At 61.4% G+C, this 19085-nt stretch carries 15 protein-coding genes; 7 read left to right on the plus strand and 8 right to left on the minus strand.

Features of this window, described 5'->3' with window-relative positions; genetic code table 11:
- Positions 1-54 precede the first annotated feature (54 nt).
- The 4 genes from fabA (at position 55) to Q1V51_RS04050 (ending at position 4423) form a co-directional block, all read left to right on the plus strand.
- Positions 55-573, plus strand: a complete 519-nt coding sequence (fabA, locus tag Q1V51_RS04035; protein WP_300553202.1) for a bifunctional 3-hydroxydecanoyl-ACP dehydratase/trans-2-decenoyl-ACP isomerase — start codon at positions 55-57, stop codon at positions 571-573.
- Between the two features lie 15 nt (positions 574-588).
- Positions 589-1803 carry a beta-ketoacyl-ACP synthase I gene (gene fabB / locus Q1V51_RS04040; RefSeq protein WP_300553205.1) on the plus strand — a complete coding sequence of 405 codons (1215 nt, stop codon included), beginning with the start codon at positions 589-591 and terminating at the stop codon, positions 1801-1803.
- Between the two features lie 31 nt (positions 1804-1834).
- Entirely contained in the window at positions 1835-2650 is an 816-nt protein-coding gene (locus Q1V51_RS04045; protein WP_300553208.1) for an enoyl-ACP reductase, read from the plus strand.
- A 219-nt stretch (positions 2651-2869) separates the two neighbouring features.
- Complete coding sequence (locus tag Q1V51_RS04050) at positions 2870-4423, plus strand: hypothetical protein (RefSeq protein WP_300553211.1); 1554 nt, start codon at positions 2870-2872, stop codon at positions 4421-4423.
- Between the two features lie 79 nt (positions 4424-4502).
- Here Q1V51_RS04050 and Q1V51_RS04055 read toward each other — a convergent pair whose 3' ends face one another.
- The 3 genes from Q1V51_RS04055 to Q1V51_RS04065 all read right to left on the minus strand — a co-directional run bounded on the left by Q1V51_RS04055 (position 4503) and on the right by Q1V51_RS04065 (position 9074).
- Entirely contained in the window at positions 4503-6947 is a 2445-nt protein-coding gene (locus tag Q1V51_RS04055; RefSeq protein WP_300553213.1) for a prolyl oligopeptidase family serine peptidase, read from the minus strand.
- Between the two features lie 78 nt (positions 6948-7025).
- Complete coding sequence (locus tag Q1V51_RS04060) at positions 7026-7739, minus strand: 2OG-Fe(II) oxygenase family protein (protein WP_300553216.1); 714 nt, start codon at positions 7737-7739, stop codon at positions 7026-7028.
- A gap of 111 nt (positions 7740-7850) precedes the next feature.
- Positions 7851-9074, minus strand: coding sequence for an acyltransferase (locus tag Q1V51_RS04065; RefSeq protein WP_300553218.1), 1224 nt, complete (start codon positions 9072-9074; stop codon positions 7851-7853).
- Between the two features lie 179 nt (positions 9075-9253).
- Here Q1V51_RS04065 and Q1V51_RS04070 point away from each other — a divergent pair, with 179 nt between their 5' ends.
- Entirely contained in the window at positions 9254-10099 is an 846-nt protein-coding gene (locus Q1V51_RS04070) for a LytTR family DNA-binding domain-containing protein (protein ID WP_300553221.1), read from the plus strand.
- Positions 10100-10219: 120 nt separating this feature from the next.
- Here the strand turns inward: Q1V51_RS04070 and pnp are convergent, their stop codons facing one another.
- Genes pnp through truB form a run of 3 tightly spaced genes read right to left on the minus strand, consistent with a single transcriptional unit; the run spans position 10220 to position 13637 of the window.
- On the minus strand, positions 10220-12352 hold the full coding sequence (gene pnp, locus Q1V51_RS04075) for a polyribonucleotide nucleotidyltransferase (protein ID WP_300553224.1): 2133 nt from the start codon (positions 12350-12352) through the stop codon (positions 10220-10222).
- A 29-nt stretch (positions 12353-12381) separates the two neighbouring features.
- A complete protein-coding gene (gene rpsO / locus Q1V51_RS04080) occupies positions 12382-12651 on the minus strand; it encodes a 30S ribosomal protein S15 (RefSeq protein ID WP_300530594.1) in 270 nt (89 codons plus the stop codon).
- A 29-nt stretch (positions 12652-12680) separates the two neighbouring features.
- Complete coding sequence (gene truB, locus Q1V51_RS04085; RefSeq protein ID WP_300553226.1) at positions 12681-13637, minus strand: tRNA pseudouridine(55) synthase TruB; 957 nt, start codon at positions 13635-13637, stop codon at positions 12681-12683.
- 153 nt (positions 13638-13790) lie between these two features.
- Here truB and Q1V51_RS04090 point away from each other — a divergent pair, with 153 nt between their 5' ends.
- The gene (locus tag Q1V51_RS04090; RefSeq protein ID WP_300553228.1) at positions 13791-15128 is read left to right on the plus strand and encodes a serine hydrolase domain-containing protein; all 1338 of its coding nucleotides are present in this window, start codon (positions 13791-13793) and stop codon (positions 15126-15128) included.
- Here the strand turns inward: Q1V51_RS04090 and rbfA are convergent.
- The gene (rbfA, locus tag Q1V51_RS04095) at positions 15125-15529 is read right to left on the minus strand and encodes a 30S ribosome-binding factor RbfA (RefSeq protein ID WP_366522697.1); all 405 of its coding nucleotides are present in this window, start codon (positions 15527-15529) and stop codon (positions 15125-15127) included. The genes Q1V51_RS04090 and rbfA overlap by 4 nt on opposite strands.
- 186 nt (positions 15530-15715) lie before the next feature.
- On the opposite strand from rbfA, the gene Q1V51_RS04100 reads away from it, so the two are divergent.
- On the plus strand, positions 15716-16222 hold the full coding sequence (locus Q1V51_RS04100) for a nuclear transport factor 2 family protein (protein ID WP_300553232.1): 507 nt from the start codon (positions 15716-15718) through the stop codon (positions 16220-16222).
- 192 nt (positions 16223-16414) lie between these two features.
- Here Q1V51_RS04100 and infB read toward each other — a convergent pair whose 3' ends face one another.
- Positions 16415-19006: a translation initiation factor IF-2 gene (infB, locus tag Q1V51_RS04105; RefSeq protein WP_300553235.1), complete on the minus strand. Its 2592-nt coding sequence runs from the start codon at positions 19004-19006 to the stop codon at positions 16415-16417.
- Positions 19007-19085: the final 79 nt, after the last annotated feature.

Here is a 19085-nt window from a genome sequence, read left to right on the forward strand (position 1 = left end):
TACCCAGCCCCGCGGTCGCATAGGCCGGCCGCTGTGGCGCAACCGACCGGCTACATGACCGAACGCCAAAGCTCTTTCAGCTATGAAGACCTGATCGCCTCCTCCGACGGCCGCATGTGGGGCGAAGGCCGCTCCAAACTGCCTGCTCCGCCGATGCTGATGATGGATCGTATCCTGCACATCGATGATGAGGGCGGCGAATACGGCAAGGGCCACATCGTGGCCGAACTCGACATCAAGAAAGACCTCTGGTTCTTCGATTGTCACTTCAAGGGTGACCCGGTGATGCCGGGTTGTCTTGGCCTCGACGCGATGTGGCAGCTGGTTGGTTTCTTCCTGTGTTGGAAGGGCAATCCGGGCCTGGGGCGTGCACTCGGTGTTGGCGAGGTGAAGTTTACCGGCCAGATCACCCCGGACTCCAAGGTCGTGCGCTATGTCATCGATCTCAAGCGTGTCATCCAACGAAAACTGATCATGGCCATCGGCGACGGTCATGTCGAAGTCGACGGCAAAATCATCTATACCGCGAAAGATCTGCGCGTGGGCCTGTTCCAGCCCGGCGAAATGGCCTGATCGAGGAGTTCTATCATGCGTCGTGTCGTTATCACCGGTCTCGGTGTGATCTCTGCGATTGGCAATAATGCCGAGGAAGTCACCCAGTCCCTGCGCGAGGGCAAGAGCGGTATTGGCCGCATGGATGACTTCGCCAAATATGGCTTCAAATGTCAGGTTGGCGGCAAGCCGACCGTCGATCCGGCCGAGCATGTCGACAAGCGCGTCTACCGCTTCATGTCGGAAGGGGCCGGCTGGAATTACATGGCGATGGAGCAAGCCATTGCCGATGCCGGCCTGCCGGAAGACGACATCTCGAATATCCGCACCGGCATCATCATGGGCTCCGGCGGTCCGTCCGCTGGCACTATTGTCAACGCCGCTGACGTCACCCGCGAAAAGGGCCCGCGCCGTATCGGACCGTTTGCCGTTCCCAAGGCGATGAGCTCGACCGCTTCGGCAACGCTGGCCACGCCGTTCAAGATTCTCGGCGTGAATTATTCCATCACTTCCGCCTGCACGACCTCGCTGCATTGTATCGGCGCGGCTGCCGAGCAGATCCAGTGGGGCAAACAGGACGTCATGTTTGCCGGCGGCTGTGAGGAGATCCACTGGGCTCTTTCGAACCTGTTCGACGCCATGGGCGCGATGTCGACCAAGTATAACGACACGCCGGAGCAGGCGTCGCGCGCCTTCGACAAGGACCGTGACGGTTTCGTCGGCGGTGCCGGCGCGGGCGTTGTGATCCTGGAAGAATACGAGCGCGCCAAGAAGCGCGGCGCACCGATCTATGCCGAGATCACCGGCTATGGCGCCACCTCGGACGGTTACGACATGGTCGCCCCGTCCGGCGAGGGTGCCGTACGCTCTATGAAGCTGGCGATGGAAACGGCCGGTTCGGACATCGACTATCTCAACCCGCACGCCACCGCGACGCCGGTCGGCGACATCAAGGAGATGGAAGCGGTCAAGGAAGTCTTCGGCGACAAGGCCCCGATGATCTCCGGCACCAAGTCTATGAGCGGCCACGCTCTCGGCGCCGCTGGCGTTCACGAGGCGATCTACACGCTGTTGATGATGAAGAACGGCTTCGTGGCCCCGTCGATCAACGTCTTCGACATGGACCCGGATATCGCCGCGCTGAACTTGCCGATCGTTACCGAAACGCGTGAGGCCGAGATCAAGACGGCGATGTCGAACTCCTTCGGCTTCGGCGGCACCAACGGCACTGTCGTTTTCCAGAAAGTCTAACACCACAAACGTCAAACGAGGGGGAACACCCATGGCGGACACGGTATTTCCAGCAGGCGAGCTGATGAAGGGCAAGCGCGGGCTTGTCATGGGCGTCGCAAACAAGAATTCCATTGCCTGGGGGATCGCCCAGCAATTGGCGGCGCAGGGCGCTGAGCTGGCCTTCTCCTACCAGGACGAGGCGCTGGAGCGCCGGGTGCGTCCGCTGGTCGAGGGACTGGGCGGCGATACGTTCATGATCCAGGCCGATGTGACCAATGACGAGTCCATGGACGCCTGCTTCAAGCAGATCGAAGAGAAGTGGGGCAAGATGGACTTCCTCGTCCACGCCATCGCTTTCGCCGGCAAGGACGAACTGGTCGGCTCCTTCACCGAGAACACCACCCGTGAGGGCTGGCGCCGGGCGATGGAAATCTCGGCCTTCTCCTTTGTCGATGCCGGCAAGCGGGCCAGCCATCTGATGAATGAGGGCGGCTCCATGGTGACGCTGACCTATCTCGGCTCCGAGCGTGTTGTGCCGTCCTACAATGTTATGGGCGTGGCCAAGGCGGCCCTGGAGGCCTCCACGCGCTATATGGCCCGCGACCTCGGTCCGCAAGGCATCCGCGTCAACGCGTTGTCCGCCGGCCCGATGCGGACCCTGGCCATGGCGGGCATTTCCGGCGGCAAATCGCTGATGAAGACCGGCCGGGACTGGTCGATGATGAAGGAAGACACACGCATGGAAGGCGTTGCCGGCGCTGCGCTCTACCTTCTGTCGGACCTCGGTCACTCCTGCACGGGCGAGACCCTGCACGTCGACGCGGGCTTCCACGCGGTGGCGGTCCCGTCGATGGACGAGGACTAGCGAATACAAGAGTTTTCAGAAGCCCCGCTGGAGTCTGCTCCAGCGGGGCTTTTTTATGCCCTAGGACCTGTTCGTCTCCATAAAAGCACACACCGCCTCTGAATAATCCCAACCAGAACATTCTTCAGGTTTTAGCGTTGCCGCTTCCGGGAAAACTCGCTAGCGGTGGAAGTGTCGGGGGTCGCTTCAGGCGACCAATTTGGGAACAGGAACACAATCATGAAACATATGCTACTTGCGAGTACGGCCAGCGCCATGGTGCTGGCGGCTGCCGCAATGCCGGCTTTCGCCGATGATGATCGCATCACGGCACTGGAAGCCCGCATCGAACAACTCGAGCAAACCAACGCCCAGCTGCTGCACTATCTTGAAGCACTGACCGCTGAGAACGGCATTGTCGTTGAGCACGAAGTCGAGACGGAAATGCATGATGGTCACGTCCGCGAGGAACGCCATGTCGTCGTCGCGATCGACCGGGATGGTGACGCGTCTGGCGCGACCCAGGTCCACGTCATCGACAATGCCGGATCTGACGGCCTGGTGGGTCTCAATTCGGAGTACACCTATGCCATTCTCGATCACGCCGAGGGCTCAAACACCCGTCAGCTGACGCAGCTGCGCGCCATTCAGGACGGCGAGCTCAACAACCGCGTTACCTTCGGTGGTGCGATCACGGCCCTGGCCAATTATCAGACCAGTAATTCGGACTCCAAGTTCAGCTGGCTGACACGCAATCCGACCTCCGCCAATCAGATCGGAGATGAGGTTTCAGAGCTGGTCGTGCATTCGGCCCAGCTGCAGACCACGGCGCGCTTCACGGACAACATCACCGGCTTCATGGAGCTGTTGTATAATCCGGAGCAGAGCTTCGGGTCCGGAACGATTACCGATCTCAACCGGAATCAGGTCCAGGTGCGCCGGGCCTATGTGCTCTGGGGCAATCTTGACGAGAGCCCCTGGTATGGTGCGATCGGTAAGATGGATACGCCGTTCGGCCTCAATGACACGGTCAGCCCGTTCACCAACTCTACCGTCTGGCACTCCTTCGCCGGCCTCGCTTACGGCGGCACGGTTGGATACTTCGATAACGGCTTCCACGTCCGGGCCATGGCAATCCAGGGTGGGGCTCAGTTCCGCGCTGCGAATGCATCGGTTGAAGGCACCAATGTTCCATCGCGCGTCAACAATTACGCCGTTGACGCAAACTATACCGGCGACATCGGCGGTGATGGCGAATTCCTGGTCGGTGCCAGCTATCAGCACGGCAGCCCCTATTGTCAGGAATACCCGATCTTCCACTTCAATCCGTGCGACGACAACAACCCGGCATACTCCGTCTACAGCCGGGTCGATCTCGGCAACCTTCGCTTGATCGGCGAATATGCCCGCACGACCGAAGAATGGCCCGGCACCGCGGTTCCGGACCCAACCAACCCGCTTTCCGTCTTTGATGCGGTCGAAACCACGTCCTGGGGCTTTGGCGGCCGTTACGCCTTCGACATTGGGCAGGACTCGCCCTTCTACCTCTCCGGAGAGTTCTCCACCTTTGTCGCCGGTGATGACGGCGCACCGTGGGAACGCCAGAATCAGTGGGTTCTGGGCGGCTCCTATTTCGTCACCCCGAGCGTCAATATCTTCGGCGAACTGATCCGGGCTGACGGCTTTGCCCCGCTCAACTTCCTGTCCGGCGGCAATTTCCCCGATGGTTCGACCTGGTCTGAGCGTGATGCCCAGACCGATGTCATTACCCTCGGCATCCAGGCCGCGTTCTAAGAAGCGGTCACAGCCAAAGAACAAACCCCGCCGGAGCCAACTCCGGCGGGGTTTTCTTTTTCATAGTATGGCGAGAGGTCTACTCTGCCTCCTCTCCACTTGCTCCATCAACGCGCGGGTCGTCTTCCGGTTTCACCCAGCGATCGAGCCATTCAATGCTCTCCGCGAGCACATGAAGGACACTCTCGCGCGCCCGGTAACCGTGGCTTTCATAGGGCAGCATGACCAGCCGAGCGGTACCCGCATTACCCTTGACCGCCGCATACATGCGCTCCGACTGCATCGGGAAAGTCCCCGAATTATTGTCGATCTGACCGTGAATCATGAGCATCGGCTCATTGATATTGTCAGCATGCATGAAGGGCGAGAGCTCGAAATACACTTCGGGTGCCTGCCAGAAAGTCCGGCGTTCGGCCTGGAAGCCAAACGGGGTCAGGGTCCGGTTATAGGCTCCCGAGCGGGCGATGCCGGCGCGGAAAATATCACTCGCCGCCAGCAGATGCGCCGTCATGAAGGCGCCATAGGAGTGGCCGGCAATCGCCAAGCGTTCGCCATCACCAAATCCCATCTCAACCGAGATATCGCGAGCGGCCTCGGCCGATAGGACCAGCTGTTCGATGAAGCTGTCATTCACCGTTTCCGGATCATCACCGACAATCGGCATGGTGGCGTTTTCCAGCAACGCATAGCCCTGGGTCACCAGGAAGCGCGGGCTGGTACCGGCAACACGGGTGAACATGTAGGGCGACCCCCGGACCTGGCCGGCAGTCGCGGCATCGTTGAACTCGCGCGGATAGGCCCAGACGAGCACCGGCAGTGTGTCGCCTTCCTCGTAATCAGCCGGCAGGTAGAGCGTAGCAGAAAGCGGCACCCCGTCCTCACGCTCATAGGTAATCAGCTGACGCGAGATATCATTGAGCTGCGGGTGTGGATTGGCAAAGTCCGTGACCTGCTCGACCTCGCCATTACTGTGGTGGCGCACATTCGGCGGCGTGACAGGATTCTGCCAGGAAGTCAGGAAGCTCGAGCCGTCCGAGGAGGTCAGGCCGATCACTTCTTCATAATTCTCGCCACTACTGCGCCAGACCTCTTCCGTCTCCAACGTCTCGAAATTCATCCGCGACAGGAAGGGGCGGTCGCCATCGGGTGTCGCGCCATCGCCCGCGAAAAAGATATGGCCATCCTCAATCCCGATGACCGATTGCCCGAACGCGTTGCGAACCCGCAGCGGGGTGCCCGGATCGGCATAGGCGTTCTGGATATTGCGCTCTTGCGCCAGCCGGGGCTCAGCATCGGGATTATCGAAATCGACAATCCACTGGCGCACGACACGGGTGTCCCGGTCATACTCGACAGCCATGCCGATACCCGGCTCGGAGGTGAAATCCGCGCCGTAAAAGCGATCTTCGGTGCGAAGCACTTCTACCGGCTCGCCATTGAACGGCGCGTCCAGTGACCAGACGCTGTCGCGCTGATCGGCTTCGGCACGCGGATCACCGCCATCAAGCGCCTCAGCCCAGATCAGCCGGGCTGGATGCGAAGCCTGCCAGGCAATACTGCGGCGGCCGGTGACAACGCCACCGATAGGTACATTATCGGCCAGCGGCTGGGTCGCGATTTCGGCGACCTCATTACCGTCCATGTCCAGTACAGCCGTCCGGTCCGGGAAGCGGGACCAGGGCACGATATAGGAGAAGGGCTCAACCAGCTCACCGATCAGGATGTAGTCGCCACCCGGGGCCGGCTCGGCAGAGTAATACAAACCCGGCCCGCCGATCTCGCGAATGCGGCGGCCATTGACCGGTACAACCGCCAACTGCGAGCTGGCCAGCCAGCTGAACAGGGCAGCATCGGTCTCATCCTTGAGTAGGTCCTGATAGGTCCGCACCGGAGCCTCATAGCCGGAGGCCTCCTGGATTACCGGACCGGCTGGTACGCGCGGGCGTTCCGGCATCGAGCCGCGATCCGGGTCGACCAGCGTGACCAGCAGGCTTTCGCCATCCGGCATCCACTCAAACGGGGTGAAGACCGCGTTGATGCCCTCATCAACGAGCTCGCGCGCCCGGGCGCGCTCGACATCGACCACCCAAAGGCTGAGTTGGTCATTACGCGTCATCACAAAGGCGATATGCGAACCATTAGCGGACCAGGAGACGTTGGAAATCCCGCCATCCGGCAACCGGATGTCCCGCTCGTCTCCACTCTCAAGATCCATCAAGCTCAAACCGATGATCGACCGGGGGCCGTGACGGCCATTGGTGGCCGCATCCAACCGCATGCCGGCCAGCCGTTCCATCGGCCGCGCCATCTCCGCAACCGGGGGCAGGCTTTCGCGGTGCATCAGCAAAAGCGTGTCCCGCGACGGAGAGAGTGACGTCCAGGGCGAGGGCGCCGCGTCCACAATATCGACGATATCCTGTGGCGGCAGACGGTAGCCTTCCTGCGCCAGGACCGGCGCTGCCACGAAGACAGCAGCTGTGGTCACGCCAAGCATCACAGCCCGGATAGAATTGCGGATCGGCATCAATAACTCCCCTTGTACCTCATCAGCTCAAACTAGCTTTTTCGGCACGCGGGTCGAGCGTTCAAATCTTAGAAATCGTTAAAGATAGACCCAGCCCGTCAGACTGAGGCGGCGGCCCATGGCGAAGGTCGAGACCTGCTGCACGGCATGGGCTTGCGGCACGAGGAACACATTGAGCGTGTTGAAGCGCGGCAGGAAGGCCTGCTCGACATCGCCCCGCTCATCGAAAAAGGCCAGATGCCCGCCCCAATCGGTTTTCCAGTCCTTGCTCAGATTGAGCACATAGGCGGCAACCCGGTGCCGGCTTTCATGAATGTCATCATGCTCGGTCAGGAAATGCCCGGAGCTGTAGGAGGTGCAGAACACGTCCGCATGGGTCAGTCCCGCCGTCCCGGTCAATGTTTTCATGAAGTCGAGCCAGACCGGCCCATTGCAGAACTCGTGAAACGCATGCAGCGGATGACCGGGATTCTCACCCCGCTTGATGGCGCTCGAGATCGCGTATTGCATGAAGCAATACTGGAAGTTCCCGCTTCCGGCGCTGCGATTGATCTGGGCGAACAGGGCCTGCTGTTGCTGGGGCGGCAGGCGCTGGACTTCCGCCAGGGCCGCCTCGACGCCCTGCCCTTTTTCATTATAGGCCAGGAACCAGTTCTGATTGGCGGCGATCTCGGCCAGGATGGCCTCAGCCGAGGCTGGGGTCAGGATATTCTCGATCTGCAGCCGGCGATTGGCCACCAGGGTCTGACCCAGCTCGGCGGCATCCAGTCCATCATTGATCTCGATCTGCACGCTCTTGAGCCCCCTGCTGCCATGCTGTGGGGAGGCTAGGCTGGAGCCCGGCAAGAATAAAGCCCCGCGGACAGGTCCGGCGGGGCTTTGAGACGCTTCGCTAGTCCGGTTTCACGGTGCGGGTTCTTTCGTAGGCGTGGCGGCGGCCCCGACGCTGGTCCTGACCAGCTTCAATCCCATAACCGGTCTGAGAACCGGTATCCGGCGCACCCCTTCATATCCGGCGGCACAGCCAATAACCGTGATGGCGACCAGCAGGGCGAACTCGCTCCACGCACCCAGACCGACAGGGGTGAGGGCATAGCCCGCCACGACGATAATGGTCTGGTGCAGGATGTAGTACGGGAAGATCGCCTCGGTGAGATAACGGCGTACCGGTCCGTCGCCCTTGAGAAAGCGTCGGGCCAGTCCCACCAGGGTCAGGATGATCGCCCACGTGTAGACGATACGGTCGATGCGGGCGATCCACACCAGGACCTCGTTCGATGCGATCCGGTCCCAATCCGAATAACACCAGAGCAGGAAAGCGAAGGACGCAAGCGTCACCGCTCCGACGACAGGCAAGAGCTTGTCGACCGCGCGCCAGACCCCCTCATTCTTGGCCATGAAATAGCCAAGCAGGACCATGCTCAGCGACTGGGCGTGATTGGCCCAGTCATTGAACAGGTCATGCGTGGTCGGGAAAGACGGGACGAGACTGAAACGGATCGCCAGCAACGGCACCAAAGGCAGCAGAAGCAAGACGATGGACGTCGCCGCATTGTGCGCCAGGAAGCGTCCGAGACCGAGCATGGACTGGCTGTCAGCCAGGGCGCGCAGGATCGGGAACAAGGGCGCCAGAAGCAGGGAATAGACGAAGAGGTAGACCACATACCAAAGATGGTTCCAGGTCGGTGTATGGACGGACCAGGGCCCGCCCCACTCGCCCGCATAACTGCGATAGAAGGCGCCTAAACCGGCTTCGATCTCACCTCCGGAGCGCAGCTCGACATAGGTTTGCGGCGCCACGATCACGTACATGCCGAACAGGATGACCGGGAATAGGCGCCAGCTCCGGTCAGCGGCGAAGCGGGCAGAACCCAGCTTGTCCGACAGGAACCGGATGGCGACCCCGGAGACGAAGAAGAGAAGCGGCAGGCGCCAGGGGCTGGAGAGCCACATCAGCGGCTCCATGGCATCATTGGCGTTGATGCTCTTGGCGTGCCAGTCCTCCGTGTTGAAGAACATGCCGATGTGATAGAAAATCAGCAGGCCGAAGGCGATGATCCTCAACCAGTCCAGATCATGTCGCCGCGTAAAAACAGCGCTGGGATTCACTTCGCTTCCGCCACTCATTTCAATCTCCATGCTAGGCCTGCACAGGCTGTACGGAAGCCTTCACCGAGCCCAGCGACACGGGCTAGCCAGCGGGTCGGCGGGATAACCGTCTGCGCTTTAGGGATGAATGGCGGCGCTCGGGGCCGAGCGGCAGTGACGGGACTTGCGCGCAGAAAAGCCTCGGGCATGATCGGGCCATGAGCCACCAGCAAATCGATCGAGAAACCCGGGCCGAACGCGTGATCGCCCGCGGTGCAATGGTGATGATCGCCACGTTGATGATCGCCAACTACATCGTCAATTCGACCTCGATCCAGATGGAAGCCGAGCGAGCGGGACGCGAGATCGATGCACTCCAGCCCTGGTTCATCGAAGGGACCAGCATGGCGCTGATCCTGGCGTTGATGCCAGCGCTTGTCTGGCTGGAAAGGCGTTACCCCCTGGTCACCGGGAACTGGGCCGCGGCGCTCCCATTCCACGCGGCCGGGCTGCTGGTCTTCAGCATCCTTCATGTCGGCATGATGGGGTTGCTCCGGGAAACTCTGCATCCCATCCTGTTCGACCGGCCCTATGTCTTCTTCAACAACCCGGTCGAAGTCTTCCTCTACGAATTGCGCAAGGATGCGCTGACCTACTCGGTTCAGATCCTCACCCTGTCCGGCTTTCGCATAGTGGAATGGGCACGGATGGATGCGGAGGCGGCCCGCGAGGAAGCCCGCCGGACCCACCGCCTCACGCTCAAATGCGGGGGCCGTACCCTGCTTGTGGAGGCCGACGCCTTCCAGACCGCCAAGGCCGCCGGCAATTATGTCGAGCTGACCCTTGCCAGCGGCGAGCAAATGGCGCGCATGACCCTGTCGGAACTGGAACGGCAATTGCGCGAGGCCGGCGTGGATGCGGTCCGGGTTCACAGGTCCTGGCTGGTCAATCGCAGCCTGATTACCGAGATCACGCCCACTGGCGAAGGCGACGTCACCCTGACGCTGTCGACGGGCGCCCGTATCCCGGGAAGCCGGCGCTACCGTGAGAAGCTGGCGGCCTGACCGGCATACCCCATACTCACCCTCGCAGATAGCGCGTCGTAGGCGATCCGTTCCGGACAAAGAAAAGCCCCGCCAGCGCATGCCGGCGGGGCTTTGATCGTTCAGGAATGAACCCGGGACTTAAGCCTCGGCCTCTTCTTCCTTCTTGACCTCTTCGCCAGTTTCCTGGTCGACGACTTTCATCGACAGGCGAACCTTGCCGCGGTCATCGAAGCCGAGGAGTTTGACGTAAACTTCCTGGCCTTCTTCAACCACGTCAGACGGATGCTTCACGCGCTCATTCTTCATCTGAGAGACGTGCACGAGGCCGTCTTTGGGACCGAAGAAGTTCACGAAGGCACCGAAGTCCATGACCTTGACGACTTTACCCTTGTAGATCACGCCTTCTTCCGGCTCTGCCGTCAGACCGTGGATCCAGTCGCGAGCAGCCTTGATCGACGCGGCATCCGAAGAGGCGATCTTAATCACGCCATCGTCATTGACGTCGAGCTTGGCGCCCGTGGTTTCAACGATCTCGCGGATCACCTTGCCACCGGAACCGATCACGTCGCGGATCTTGTCGACCGGGATCTGCATGGTCTCGATACGCGGTGCAAACTCGCCGAGTTCATCGCGCGCCGTGTCGAGCGCCTTGGCCATCTCGTCGAGGATGTGCATCCGGCCACCCTTGGCCTGCTCGAGAGCAGTTTCCATGATGTCCTTGGTGATGCCCGCGATCTTGATGTCCATCTGCAGCGAGGTAACGCCTTCAGAGGTACCGGCGACCTTGAAGTCCATATCGCCGAGATGATCCTCGTCACCGAGGATGTCGGACAGAACGGCAACGCCGTCCGGATCCTTGATCAGGCCCATGGCAATACCGGACACCGGGCGGGTGATCGGCACACCGGCATCCATCATCGCCAGGGATGCACCGCAAACCGTCGCCATGGAGGACGAACCGTTGGACTCGGTGATCTCGGACACGAGACGGATGGTGTAGGGGAAGTCTTCCGCACCCGGGATAACGGCACGAACCGCACGCCAGGCCAGCTTACCGTGGCCGATTTCGCGGCGGCCCGGAGCCAGGCGGAAGGAGGTTTCACCGACGGAGTAGGGCGGGAAGTTGTAGTGGAGCATGAAGCGCTCCTTGTACGTTCCCGTCAGATCGTCGATGAACTGCTCGTCTTCACCGGTGCCGAGCGTGGCCACGACCATGCCCTGGGTTTCACCACGGGTGAACAGGGCCGAACCGTGCGTACGCGGCAGGATGCCAGCCTCGGCGACGATCGAGCGAACCTGATCAAGCGAGCGGCCGTCAATGCGCTTGCCGGTCTTGATGATGCCGCCGCGAACCACGGAAGCTTCAACCGACTTGAGCACGTCCTTGAGCACCGTCTCTTCGATGCCGTCCGGATTTTCCTCGGTCTGCAGCAGAGCTGCGACAGCCTTTTCCTTCGCCGCGCCGACCGCTGCGTAACGCTCGGTCTTCTCGGTGATGGTGTAGGCCTGAGCAATCTCGTCACCGACGAGCTCGCGAACCTTGGCTTCTTCAGCAGAATGATCGGCCGGCTGGTAGTCCCACGGCTCTTTCGCCGCTTTCTCAGCCAGGCGAATGATGGCGTCGAGCACCGGCTGGAACGCCTCGTGACCGGCGACCACAGCACCGAGCATGACCTCCTCGGACAGCTCTTTGGCTTCCGATTCCACCATCATCACGGCGTCTTGCGTACCGGCAACAACCAGGTCCAGAGCGCTTTCCTGCATCTCGTCGACCTGCGGGTTGATGACATACTCGCCATCGATATAACCCACGCGCGCAGCGCCGATCGGGCCCATGAAGGGCAGGCCCGACAGGCAAAGTGCCGCGGACGCGCCGACCATGCCGACGATATCCGGGTCATTTTCCATGTCGTGGGACAGGACGGTGATCATCACCTGGACTTCGTTTTTGAAGCCCTTGACGAACAGCGGGCGGATCGGACGGTCGATCAGACGCGAGGTCAGCGTCTCTTTCTCGGTCGGACGACCTTCACGCTTGAAAAAACCGCCAGGAATCTTACCGGCGGCGAAGTATTTCTCTTGATAGTTGACGGTCAGCGGGAAGAAATCAGCACCCGGCTTGACCTGCTTGACGCCGACGGCGGTGGCGAGAACCGTAGTCTCGCCATAGGTCACCATGACCGCGCCGTCTGCTTGCCGGGCGACCCGCCCGGTTTCGAGAGTAAGCGGGCGTCCCGCCCACTCAATCGTTTCTTTCTGGATATCGAACATATCGTCTTTCGTACGGATAGTGTCGCGGATTAACGGCGCAGACCGAGTTTCTCGATCAGAGCCTTGTAGCGCGCCTCATCCTTCTTCTTCACATAGTCGAGAAGACGGCGGCGCTGAGAGACCATTTTAAGAAGGCCGCGACGGGAGTGGTTGTCCTTCTTGTGGGTCTTGAAGTGTTCGGTAAGGTTGGCAATCCGCTCAGAGAGGATTGCGACCTGGACTTCCGGCGAACCGGTATCGGCATTGCCACGGGCATGCTCGGAAATGAGTGCGCTTTTGCGCTCAGGCGTAATCGACATCGTATGCTCCTGTATGTCGTATCGCCCCTTTACGGGGTCATGTTAAAAACGCGCGAGGGCTGGAATTTTCCCGCCTTCGCATCGCCCAATGCCACTGCCTGCCCGTTGTGTTCCGCCAGAACCAGAAAGGTGCAATCCTTACCCGCTACGGTGAGCGGGCGGCGTTGCTCCTTGAGCTCTTGCGCTAGACGCGGGAGCAGGACGATCGAGCGACCCTGCTTCAATTGGAAGGCTTCCTCCTCGGATACGGCCAGCACCGGGATGTCGTCCAGTGCGGTCTGAACCGGGAGCAGAGCTTCCGAAGCGGCGCCCTTATGCGCCATTTCTTTCAAGACGTCCAGCTTTGTGGACTCTGATTCCTCAAACGCACCAACGAGGGTCCGCCGCAGTTCGGCGATATGCCCCTCCGTGCCCAAGGCGTAAGCGACATCGCGAGCCAGCGAACGCACATAAACGCCCTTGCCGCAACGCATCTCAAACTCCGCATGATCGGTATCGGGACAACCGACGAGCTCCAGGCTGTCGACATAGACGCGACGGGCTTCCAGCTCGACGGTTTCTCCATCACGCGCCAGATCATACGCCCGCTCGCCATCCACCTTGATCGCCGAGAAAACTGGCGGAATCTGGTCAATTTCTCCGATGAAGTCGGCCAGTGCGGCCTTGATCTCGTCTTCTTTGGGACGCTGGTCGGATGTGGCCACCACCTCCCCTTCGCGATCCAGCGTATCGGTCCGCGCGCCCCAGCTGATGGTGAAGCGGTAGACCTTCTCCCCGTCCATGGCGAAGGGAACCGTCTTGGTCGCCTCCCCCAGGGCAATCGGCAGAATACCCGTGGCCAGCGGATCCAGCGTGCCGGCATGACCAGCCTTTTTGGCGTTGAACACCCGCCGGACCGCCGAGACGGCCTGGGTTGATGTCATGTCGAGCGGTTTGTCGAGAACTATCCAGCCATGGATGTCCTCACCCTTGCGGCGTCGGGCCATTTTCTACTCCTCTGGCTCCGGGGGTCGGACCCGGTCGCGGGAAAGCGGGGGTCCTAAGCCAAGGCCGAAGATCGCGCAAGTCCGCTTCGACACGCTATTGAATGCGCATCGAATCCATACTTGAATTCCCATCCACCCCGGAGCCCGGCCCTTATGCGACACGCTTACATCCTTCTGGCCCTGATGCTGGTTTTCACGCCCTCCGTCAGCGCCCAGACCGCGGACTACACAGCCCGTCTGGAGCGCCATCTGGGGCCGCTGGCGCAAGGTCGTGATTTCTCTGGCATTGTCGGGGTTAGCCGGGGCGATCAATTGCTGGCCTATGTGCGGCTCGGCCACAGCAGCTGGGAGGATCAGGTCGCGTTTGACCCGGCCACTCGCTTCCATGCCGGCGAGGTCACCGGACTTCTCGTGCACGCGGTGATCCAGGAATTGGTGGAAGACGGAGTGCTGGACCCCGCTACACCCATCCAGAGCTATCTGCACGAATTCGATGGTCAGGCCGAACTGCCCATAAGCGCCTTGCTGAGCCACCAATCAGGGCTGACCGGAGAGCTCAACCAGGAAGAGCTGCGAAGCTTGCGCTCGGACGATATTGTCGCCTGGGTGCGCGACCATACTCCGCTCACCGCGGGGCCGCATGACACGCAGCCCTCCGGCCTCAATCACGCCTTGCTGGTCGCCATCGCCGAGCGCGCCGGACGCGGCAGCTTCGAGACACTCACAGCGCTTCATGTCCTGAGCCCGGCGGGACTCACCAGCACATCTGTGTCTCGAGGAGAGGTCATCGGTGCAGCGCCGGTCTATCAGCCCGGCCCCGCCCCGCTCGAACTTGTCCGTCGCCCGACACCCACGGCGCTGCCGGGTTCCGGTGGGCTGATGACCAGCGTGGACGACATGCTCGCACTGGGCCGCTCCGTGGCCCGGCGCGAGATTGACCTGTTCAATGATGATGGCTCCTTGCGTCCGCCCGCCCGCCTGGCGCGTTTCGGAGAGGAACCCCTGTATGTGCTTGGGTCCGGACTGAACCTGATCATGATCATTCCGGGCCAGGATCTCGTTGTCGCCTATGCCGGGAATATCGATAGCTACCCGAGCGCGGAAATCCTCCCCCTGCTGGCCACCGCCATGCTCGACGAAGCGGCAGCTGCACCGCTCGCGCGGCCAGGCTCAACAGCCCTGACCAACCAGATTGATGCAGCCGGGCAGTATCTCTCCCCCGATCTGGGGCCGGTACGGATCGAAGCCGGAACGCTGGGAATGGCCGTTATCATTGAAGCGACAGGGGAACGGCAATTCCTTTCACCGGTTGGCGAAGACCAGTTACTCTGGCGTCAGTTCAATACGCAGCTGACCCTGGACAAGAATGAAATGGGGCAGGTCACAGGGCTCACAGCCACGCGACGGCCCTTGACCCGCGGCGAGGAGCGCTTTGACATTCCGCGCCTCGATCTGCCGGATCAGGCCGCAGACGCGACGGCGCCGGACTAATCGTCCTCGCCGTCGAGGTCCTGCTTGACCTCGGGCCGGGCCAGCAATTGATCGACCTGGCTTGCCGTGTCGAAACTGTTGTCGGCATGAAAGTGGAGCTCCGGCGTGAACTTCATGTCAATCTCGCGACCCAAACGCCCTCGCAGAAAGCCTGCCGTCTTGTTCAAAGCCGCTGCAAGCGCCTTGGCATCACCGCCGCCGAGCGGGGCGACATAGACCTTGGCGCTGCGCAGGTCCGGGCTCGGCCGGACTTCGGTTACCGAGATCATGACGCTTTCCAGCGCCGGGTCGCGGAACCCCTCCCGTGCAAGAATATCGACCAGGGCATGACGGACCAGCTCGCCAGCGCGTAATTGCCGCTGCGAGGGACCTTTGCTCTCATTGAAGCGCTTGGAACCCATATCGATACCTTCCATGCAACAGGGCGCGCGGGTGTACGCCCTTCACGCGCGAGAGGCAAGGCCGCCCCATGCTCCGATTTCGTCCCACCAGCACATCCCGTTCGTCACAAAACACCCGGAGACCTCTTTTTTCCAGTGCTTGGGATACTTATTCGAGGGTCAGACTTTGAAACGGTTGAGCCCGACATGCGCCCTGTACTTCTGACATCCGCGACCCTTGCCCTGACCCTGCTCAGCACCCCGCCCACCCTCGCGGACGATGACCCGGTTGCCTTGGCTCAAGCCTATATCCATGCCTACGAGGCTCAGGACTTCGACGCCATGCTGGACTTCATGGCGGATGAGATGGTCTTCATTGATCCGACCTCATTCGACCTCGTGCATGTTAGCGAGGCCGCAAACTGGACCGGGCCGGATGCGATCATCTCGGGCATCTCGGCCTGGAATATCCATAGCGGGGACTATCGCATCGAGCGCATCTACGAAGCCGCCGGGCGGGTCATCTTTGATGGCGCATTCGATGCCCGTATGGCCACCCCCGACGGCTTCCGGACCTTCCGCTACCCGATCGTCACCATCATCACGATCGAGGACGGACAGGTCATCGAACACCGCGATTACACCGGTCTCAATGATGTCATTGAAGTGACCGCCGCATCAGAGGATTTGGAGCTGCCGTCCGGCACTCCATAAGGAACAGGGTCGCATTCGACCAAATACCAGCCCGAGCACTCCGGTGGGGTGCGGCCCTGAACCCTTTCCACAAGCATTCATTGCCCGCGGAGTGTCCCCCCTCAAGACGCCTTCGACTTGAGAATACCGCAGGCATGAAAAAGGGCGGCCCGGTCAACCGGGCCGCCCTGTTTTTTCGATCATGAGCCGGGATTAGTCTTCCAGCTTCCGGGCGACTTCAACAACGTCGAAGCACTCGATGAGATCACCCTTCTGGATGTCATCATAGTTCTCGAACGCCATACCGCATTCGGTGCCGGCGCGGACTTCGGGAACCTCGTCCTTGAAGCGCTTGAGCGTTTTCAGCTCGCCTTCGTGGATCACGGTATCGTCGCGCAGCAGGCGGACACCACAGCCACGCTTGACGACGCCTTCGGTGACGCGGCAACCGCCGACCTTGCCCACCTTGGTGATGTTGAAGACCTCGAGGATCTCGGCGTAACCGATGAAGTCCTCGCGCTTCTCGGGCGCCAGCATGCCTTCCATCGTTCCGCGAACGTCATCAATGACGTCATAGATGACCGAGTAATAGCGGATCTCGACACCTTCAGCCTCGGCCAGTTCACGCGCCTGCTTATTGGCACGGACGTTAAAGGCGAAGATCGGAGCGCCGGACGAGCGGGCCAGAAGGACGTCACTCTCATTCACACCGCCCGGGGCAGAGTGGATGACACGAGCACGGACTTCGTCATTGCCGATCTTCTCAAGCGACTGCTTGATCGCTTCGGCAGACCCCTGCACGTCGGATTTCACCAAGATCGGCATTTCCTGAACCTGGTCCTGCTTCAGGCGCGCCATCATCTGCTCGAGCGAAGCACCCGGACCCGAGACCACACCGCTCGCATCACGCTGTTTGCGCTGACGGTATTCGGCGATCTCGCGGGCACGTGCTTCGCTTTCGACGACAGCGAAGACTTCGCCCGGCTCCGGCGCACCATCAAGGCCGAGAATTTCGGCCGGAACGGACGGACCGGCTTCGGTCAGCTGCTGGCCGCGCTCATTGGTCAGAGCGCGCACCTTGCCCCACTGGGAGCCGGCAACCACGATATCGCCCCGCTGCAGCGTACCGCGACGGACAAGAACGGTGGCGACCGGGCCACGCCCTTTGTCGACCTGGCTCTCGATCACGACGCCTTCGGCATCACGTTCCGGATTAGCCTTGAGGTCGAGCAGTTCAGACTGCAGCGTGATCGCTTCAGTCAGCTCGTCGAGCCCCATGCGCTTGAGCGCGGAGACATTGACGGACTGGGTCTCACCGGACATTGCCTCAACAATGATCTCGTGCTGCAGCAGGTCGGTCAGCACCCGGTTCGGATCGCTGTCTTCCTTGTCGCACTTGTTCACCGCAACAATGATCGGCGTACCGGCCGCCTTGGCGTGGTTAATCGCCTCAATGGTCTGCGGCATGACGGAGTCATCGGCCGCGACGACGAGGATAACGATATCGGTCGCTTCCGCACCGCGCGAACGCATGGCGGAGAAGGCCGCGTGCCCCGGCGTATCGAGGAAGGTGATCTTCTCGCCGGATTTCAGCTGCACCTGATAGGCACCGATATGCTGGGTGATGCCGCCCGCCTCGCCGGACACAACGTCGGTCGAACGCAGCGCATCAAGCAGCGAGGTCTTGCCGTGGTCGACATGACCCATGACAGCGACGACCGGAGCGCGGGAAACCTTGCTCTCTTCGGCATCATCCTCGGCGATGAAGCCTTCCTCGACATCAGCCTCGGAGACGCGTTTGACCAGGTGACCAAACTCCTCGACGATCAGCTCGGCCGTGTCAGCGTCGAGCATGTCGTTCTGGCGCACCATCTGACCCTGCTTCATCAAAAGCTTGATCACGTCGATTGCACGCTCGGCCATACGGTTGGCGAGGTCGGACACGGTAATCGCTTCCGGCACGACGACTTCGCGCTGGATCTTGTCAGAGCCCGTACCGGTGTCCTGGCGGCGCTGCTTCTCGCGTTCGCGAGCGCGACGCACGGACGCCAGCGAACGCTGCCGCTCTTCGTCACCGTCGAGAATATTCTGAATCGTCAGCTTGCCGCGACGGCGCGTATCGGTCTTGGCACGCTGCGGCTGCTTGGCAGCGCCGGCGGCATCGCCACCGGTGCGCTTCGACTTGATGCGGCCACCCAGGGCTTCAAGCGGATTGGCCGGCTCGGCCGGCGGCGTCGGCGCGCTGTCGCGGCGGGCCTGCGGCTTGTCACCGGAGGATTTGCGGCGCGGCTCGTCATCACGCTTGTTACGGCGCGCTTCTTCGGCAGCGCGAGCCGCTTCAGCTTCAGCCTTCGCCTGCGCTTCCTCAGCAGCAGCGCGGGCCGCAGCCTCTTCAACTTCACGCTTCTCGCGTTCGCGCTTTTCTTCGAGCGCGCGCTGTTCTTCCTCGGCACGGCGAACGCGGTCGGCTTCCGCCTTTTTCTTTTCCGCATCACGATCGGCCGCTTCAGCGCGAGCCCGTGCGATGGCGCGCTGACGCGCCAGCAGCTCTTCCTCGGACAGGCCGAGCTGACGCGCCTTGGCGGCGAGGCTGGATTCACCGGCCTTGGCTTTGCCGGCCGGAGCCTTCCCCTTGGCTGCGGGCGCCGTCTCCTTGCCAGGTGCGGCGACCCGCTTGCGCTTGGTCTCGACCACAACTGCCTTGGAGCGACCGCGCGCAAAGCTCTGCTGCACGGTTCCAGAGCCGGAACGGTTCAGCGAAAGCGGCCGGCGGCCAGAGGGCTTATTATCGTCTGCGTCGCTCATACGAGCCTTCCAATTCGGCTTTCGTTTCACGTTTCCCCGCGGTAGCCGATCACCACGAAGCCGCACTCTTCAGTCGCAG

This window comes from Maricaulis sp., from assembly GCF_030149235.1.
GTDB lineage: Bacteria > Pseudomonadota > Alphaproteobacteria > Caulobacterales > Maricaulaceae > Maricaulis.

Excerpts from the sequence above, each read along its gene's own strand:
- fabA (WP_300553202.1), top strand. The coding sequence starts at position 55 with ATGACCGAACGCCAAAGCTCTTTCAGCTATGAAGACCTGATCGCCTCC.
- fabB (WP_300553205.1), top strand. The coding sequence starts at position 589 with ATGCGTCGTGTCGTTATCACCGGTCTCGGTGTGATCTCTGCGATTGGC.
- Q1V51_RS04045 (WP_300553208.1), top strand. The coding sequence starts at position 1,835 with ATGGCGGACACGGTATTTCCAGCAGGCGAGCTGATGAAGGGCAAGCGC.
- Q1V51_RS04050 (WP_300553211.1), top strand. The coding sequence starts at position 2,870 with ATGAAACATATGCTACTTGCGAGTACGGCCAGCGCCATGGTGCTGGCG.
- Q1V51_RS04055 (WP_300553213.1), bottom strand. The coding sequence starts at position 6,947 with ATGCCGATCCGCAATTCTATCCGGGCTGTGATGCTTGGCGTGACCACA.
- Q1V51_RS04065 (WP_300553218.1), bottom strand. The coding sequence starts at position 9,074 with ATGAGTGGCGGAAGCGAAGTGAATCCCAGCGCTGTTTTTACGCGGCGA.
- Q1V51_RS04070 (WP_300553221.1), top strand. The coding sequence starts at position 9,254 with ATGAGCCACCAGCAAATCGATCGAGAAACCCGGGCCGAACGCGTGATC.
- pnp (WP_300553224.1), bottom strand. The coding sequence starts at position 12,352 with ATGTTCGATATCCAGAAAGAAACGATTGAGTGGGCGGGACGCCCGCTT.
- rpsO (WP_300530594.1), bottom strand. The coding sequence starts at position 12,651 with ATGTCGATTACGCCTGAGCGCAAAAGCGCACTCATTTCCGAGCATGCC.
- truB (WP_300553226.1), bottom strand. The coding sequence starts at position 13,637 with ATGGCCCGACGCCGCAAGGGTGAGGACATCCATGGCTGGATAGTTCTC.
- Q1V51_RS04090 (WP_300553228.1), top strand. The coding sequence starts at position 13,791 with ATGCGACACGCTTACATCCTTCTGGCCCTGATGCTGGTTTTCACGCCC.
- rbfA (WP_366522697.1), bottom strand. The coding sequence starts at position 15,529 with ATGGGTTCCAAGCGCTTCAATGAGAGCAAAGGTCCCTCGCAGCGGCAA.
- Q1V51_RS04100 (WP_300553232.1), top strand. The coding sequence starts at position 15,716 with ATGCGCCCTGTACTTCTGACATCCGCGACCCTTGCCCTGACCCTGCTC.
- infB (WP_300553235.1), bottom strand. The coding sequence starts at position 19,006 with ATGAGCGACGCAGACGATAATAAGCCCTCTGGCCGCCGGCCGCTTTCG.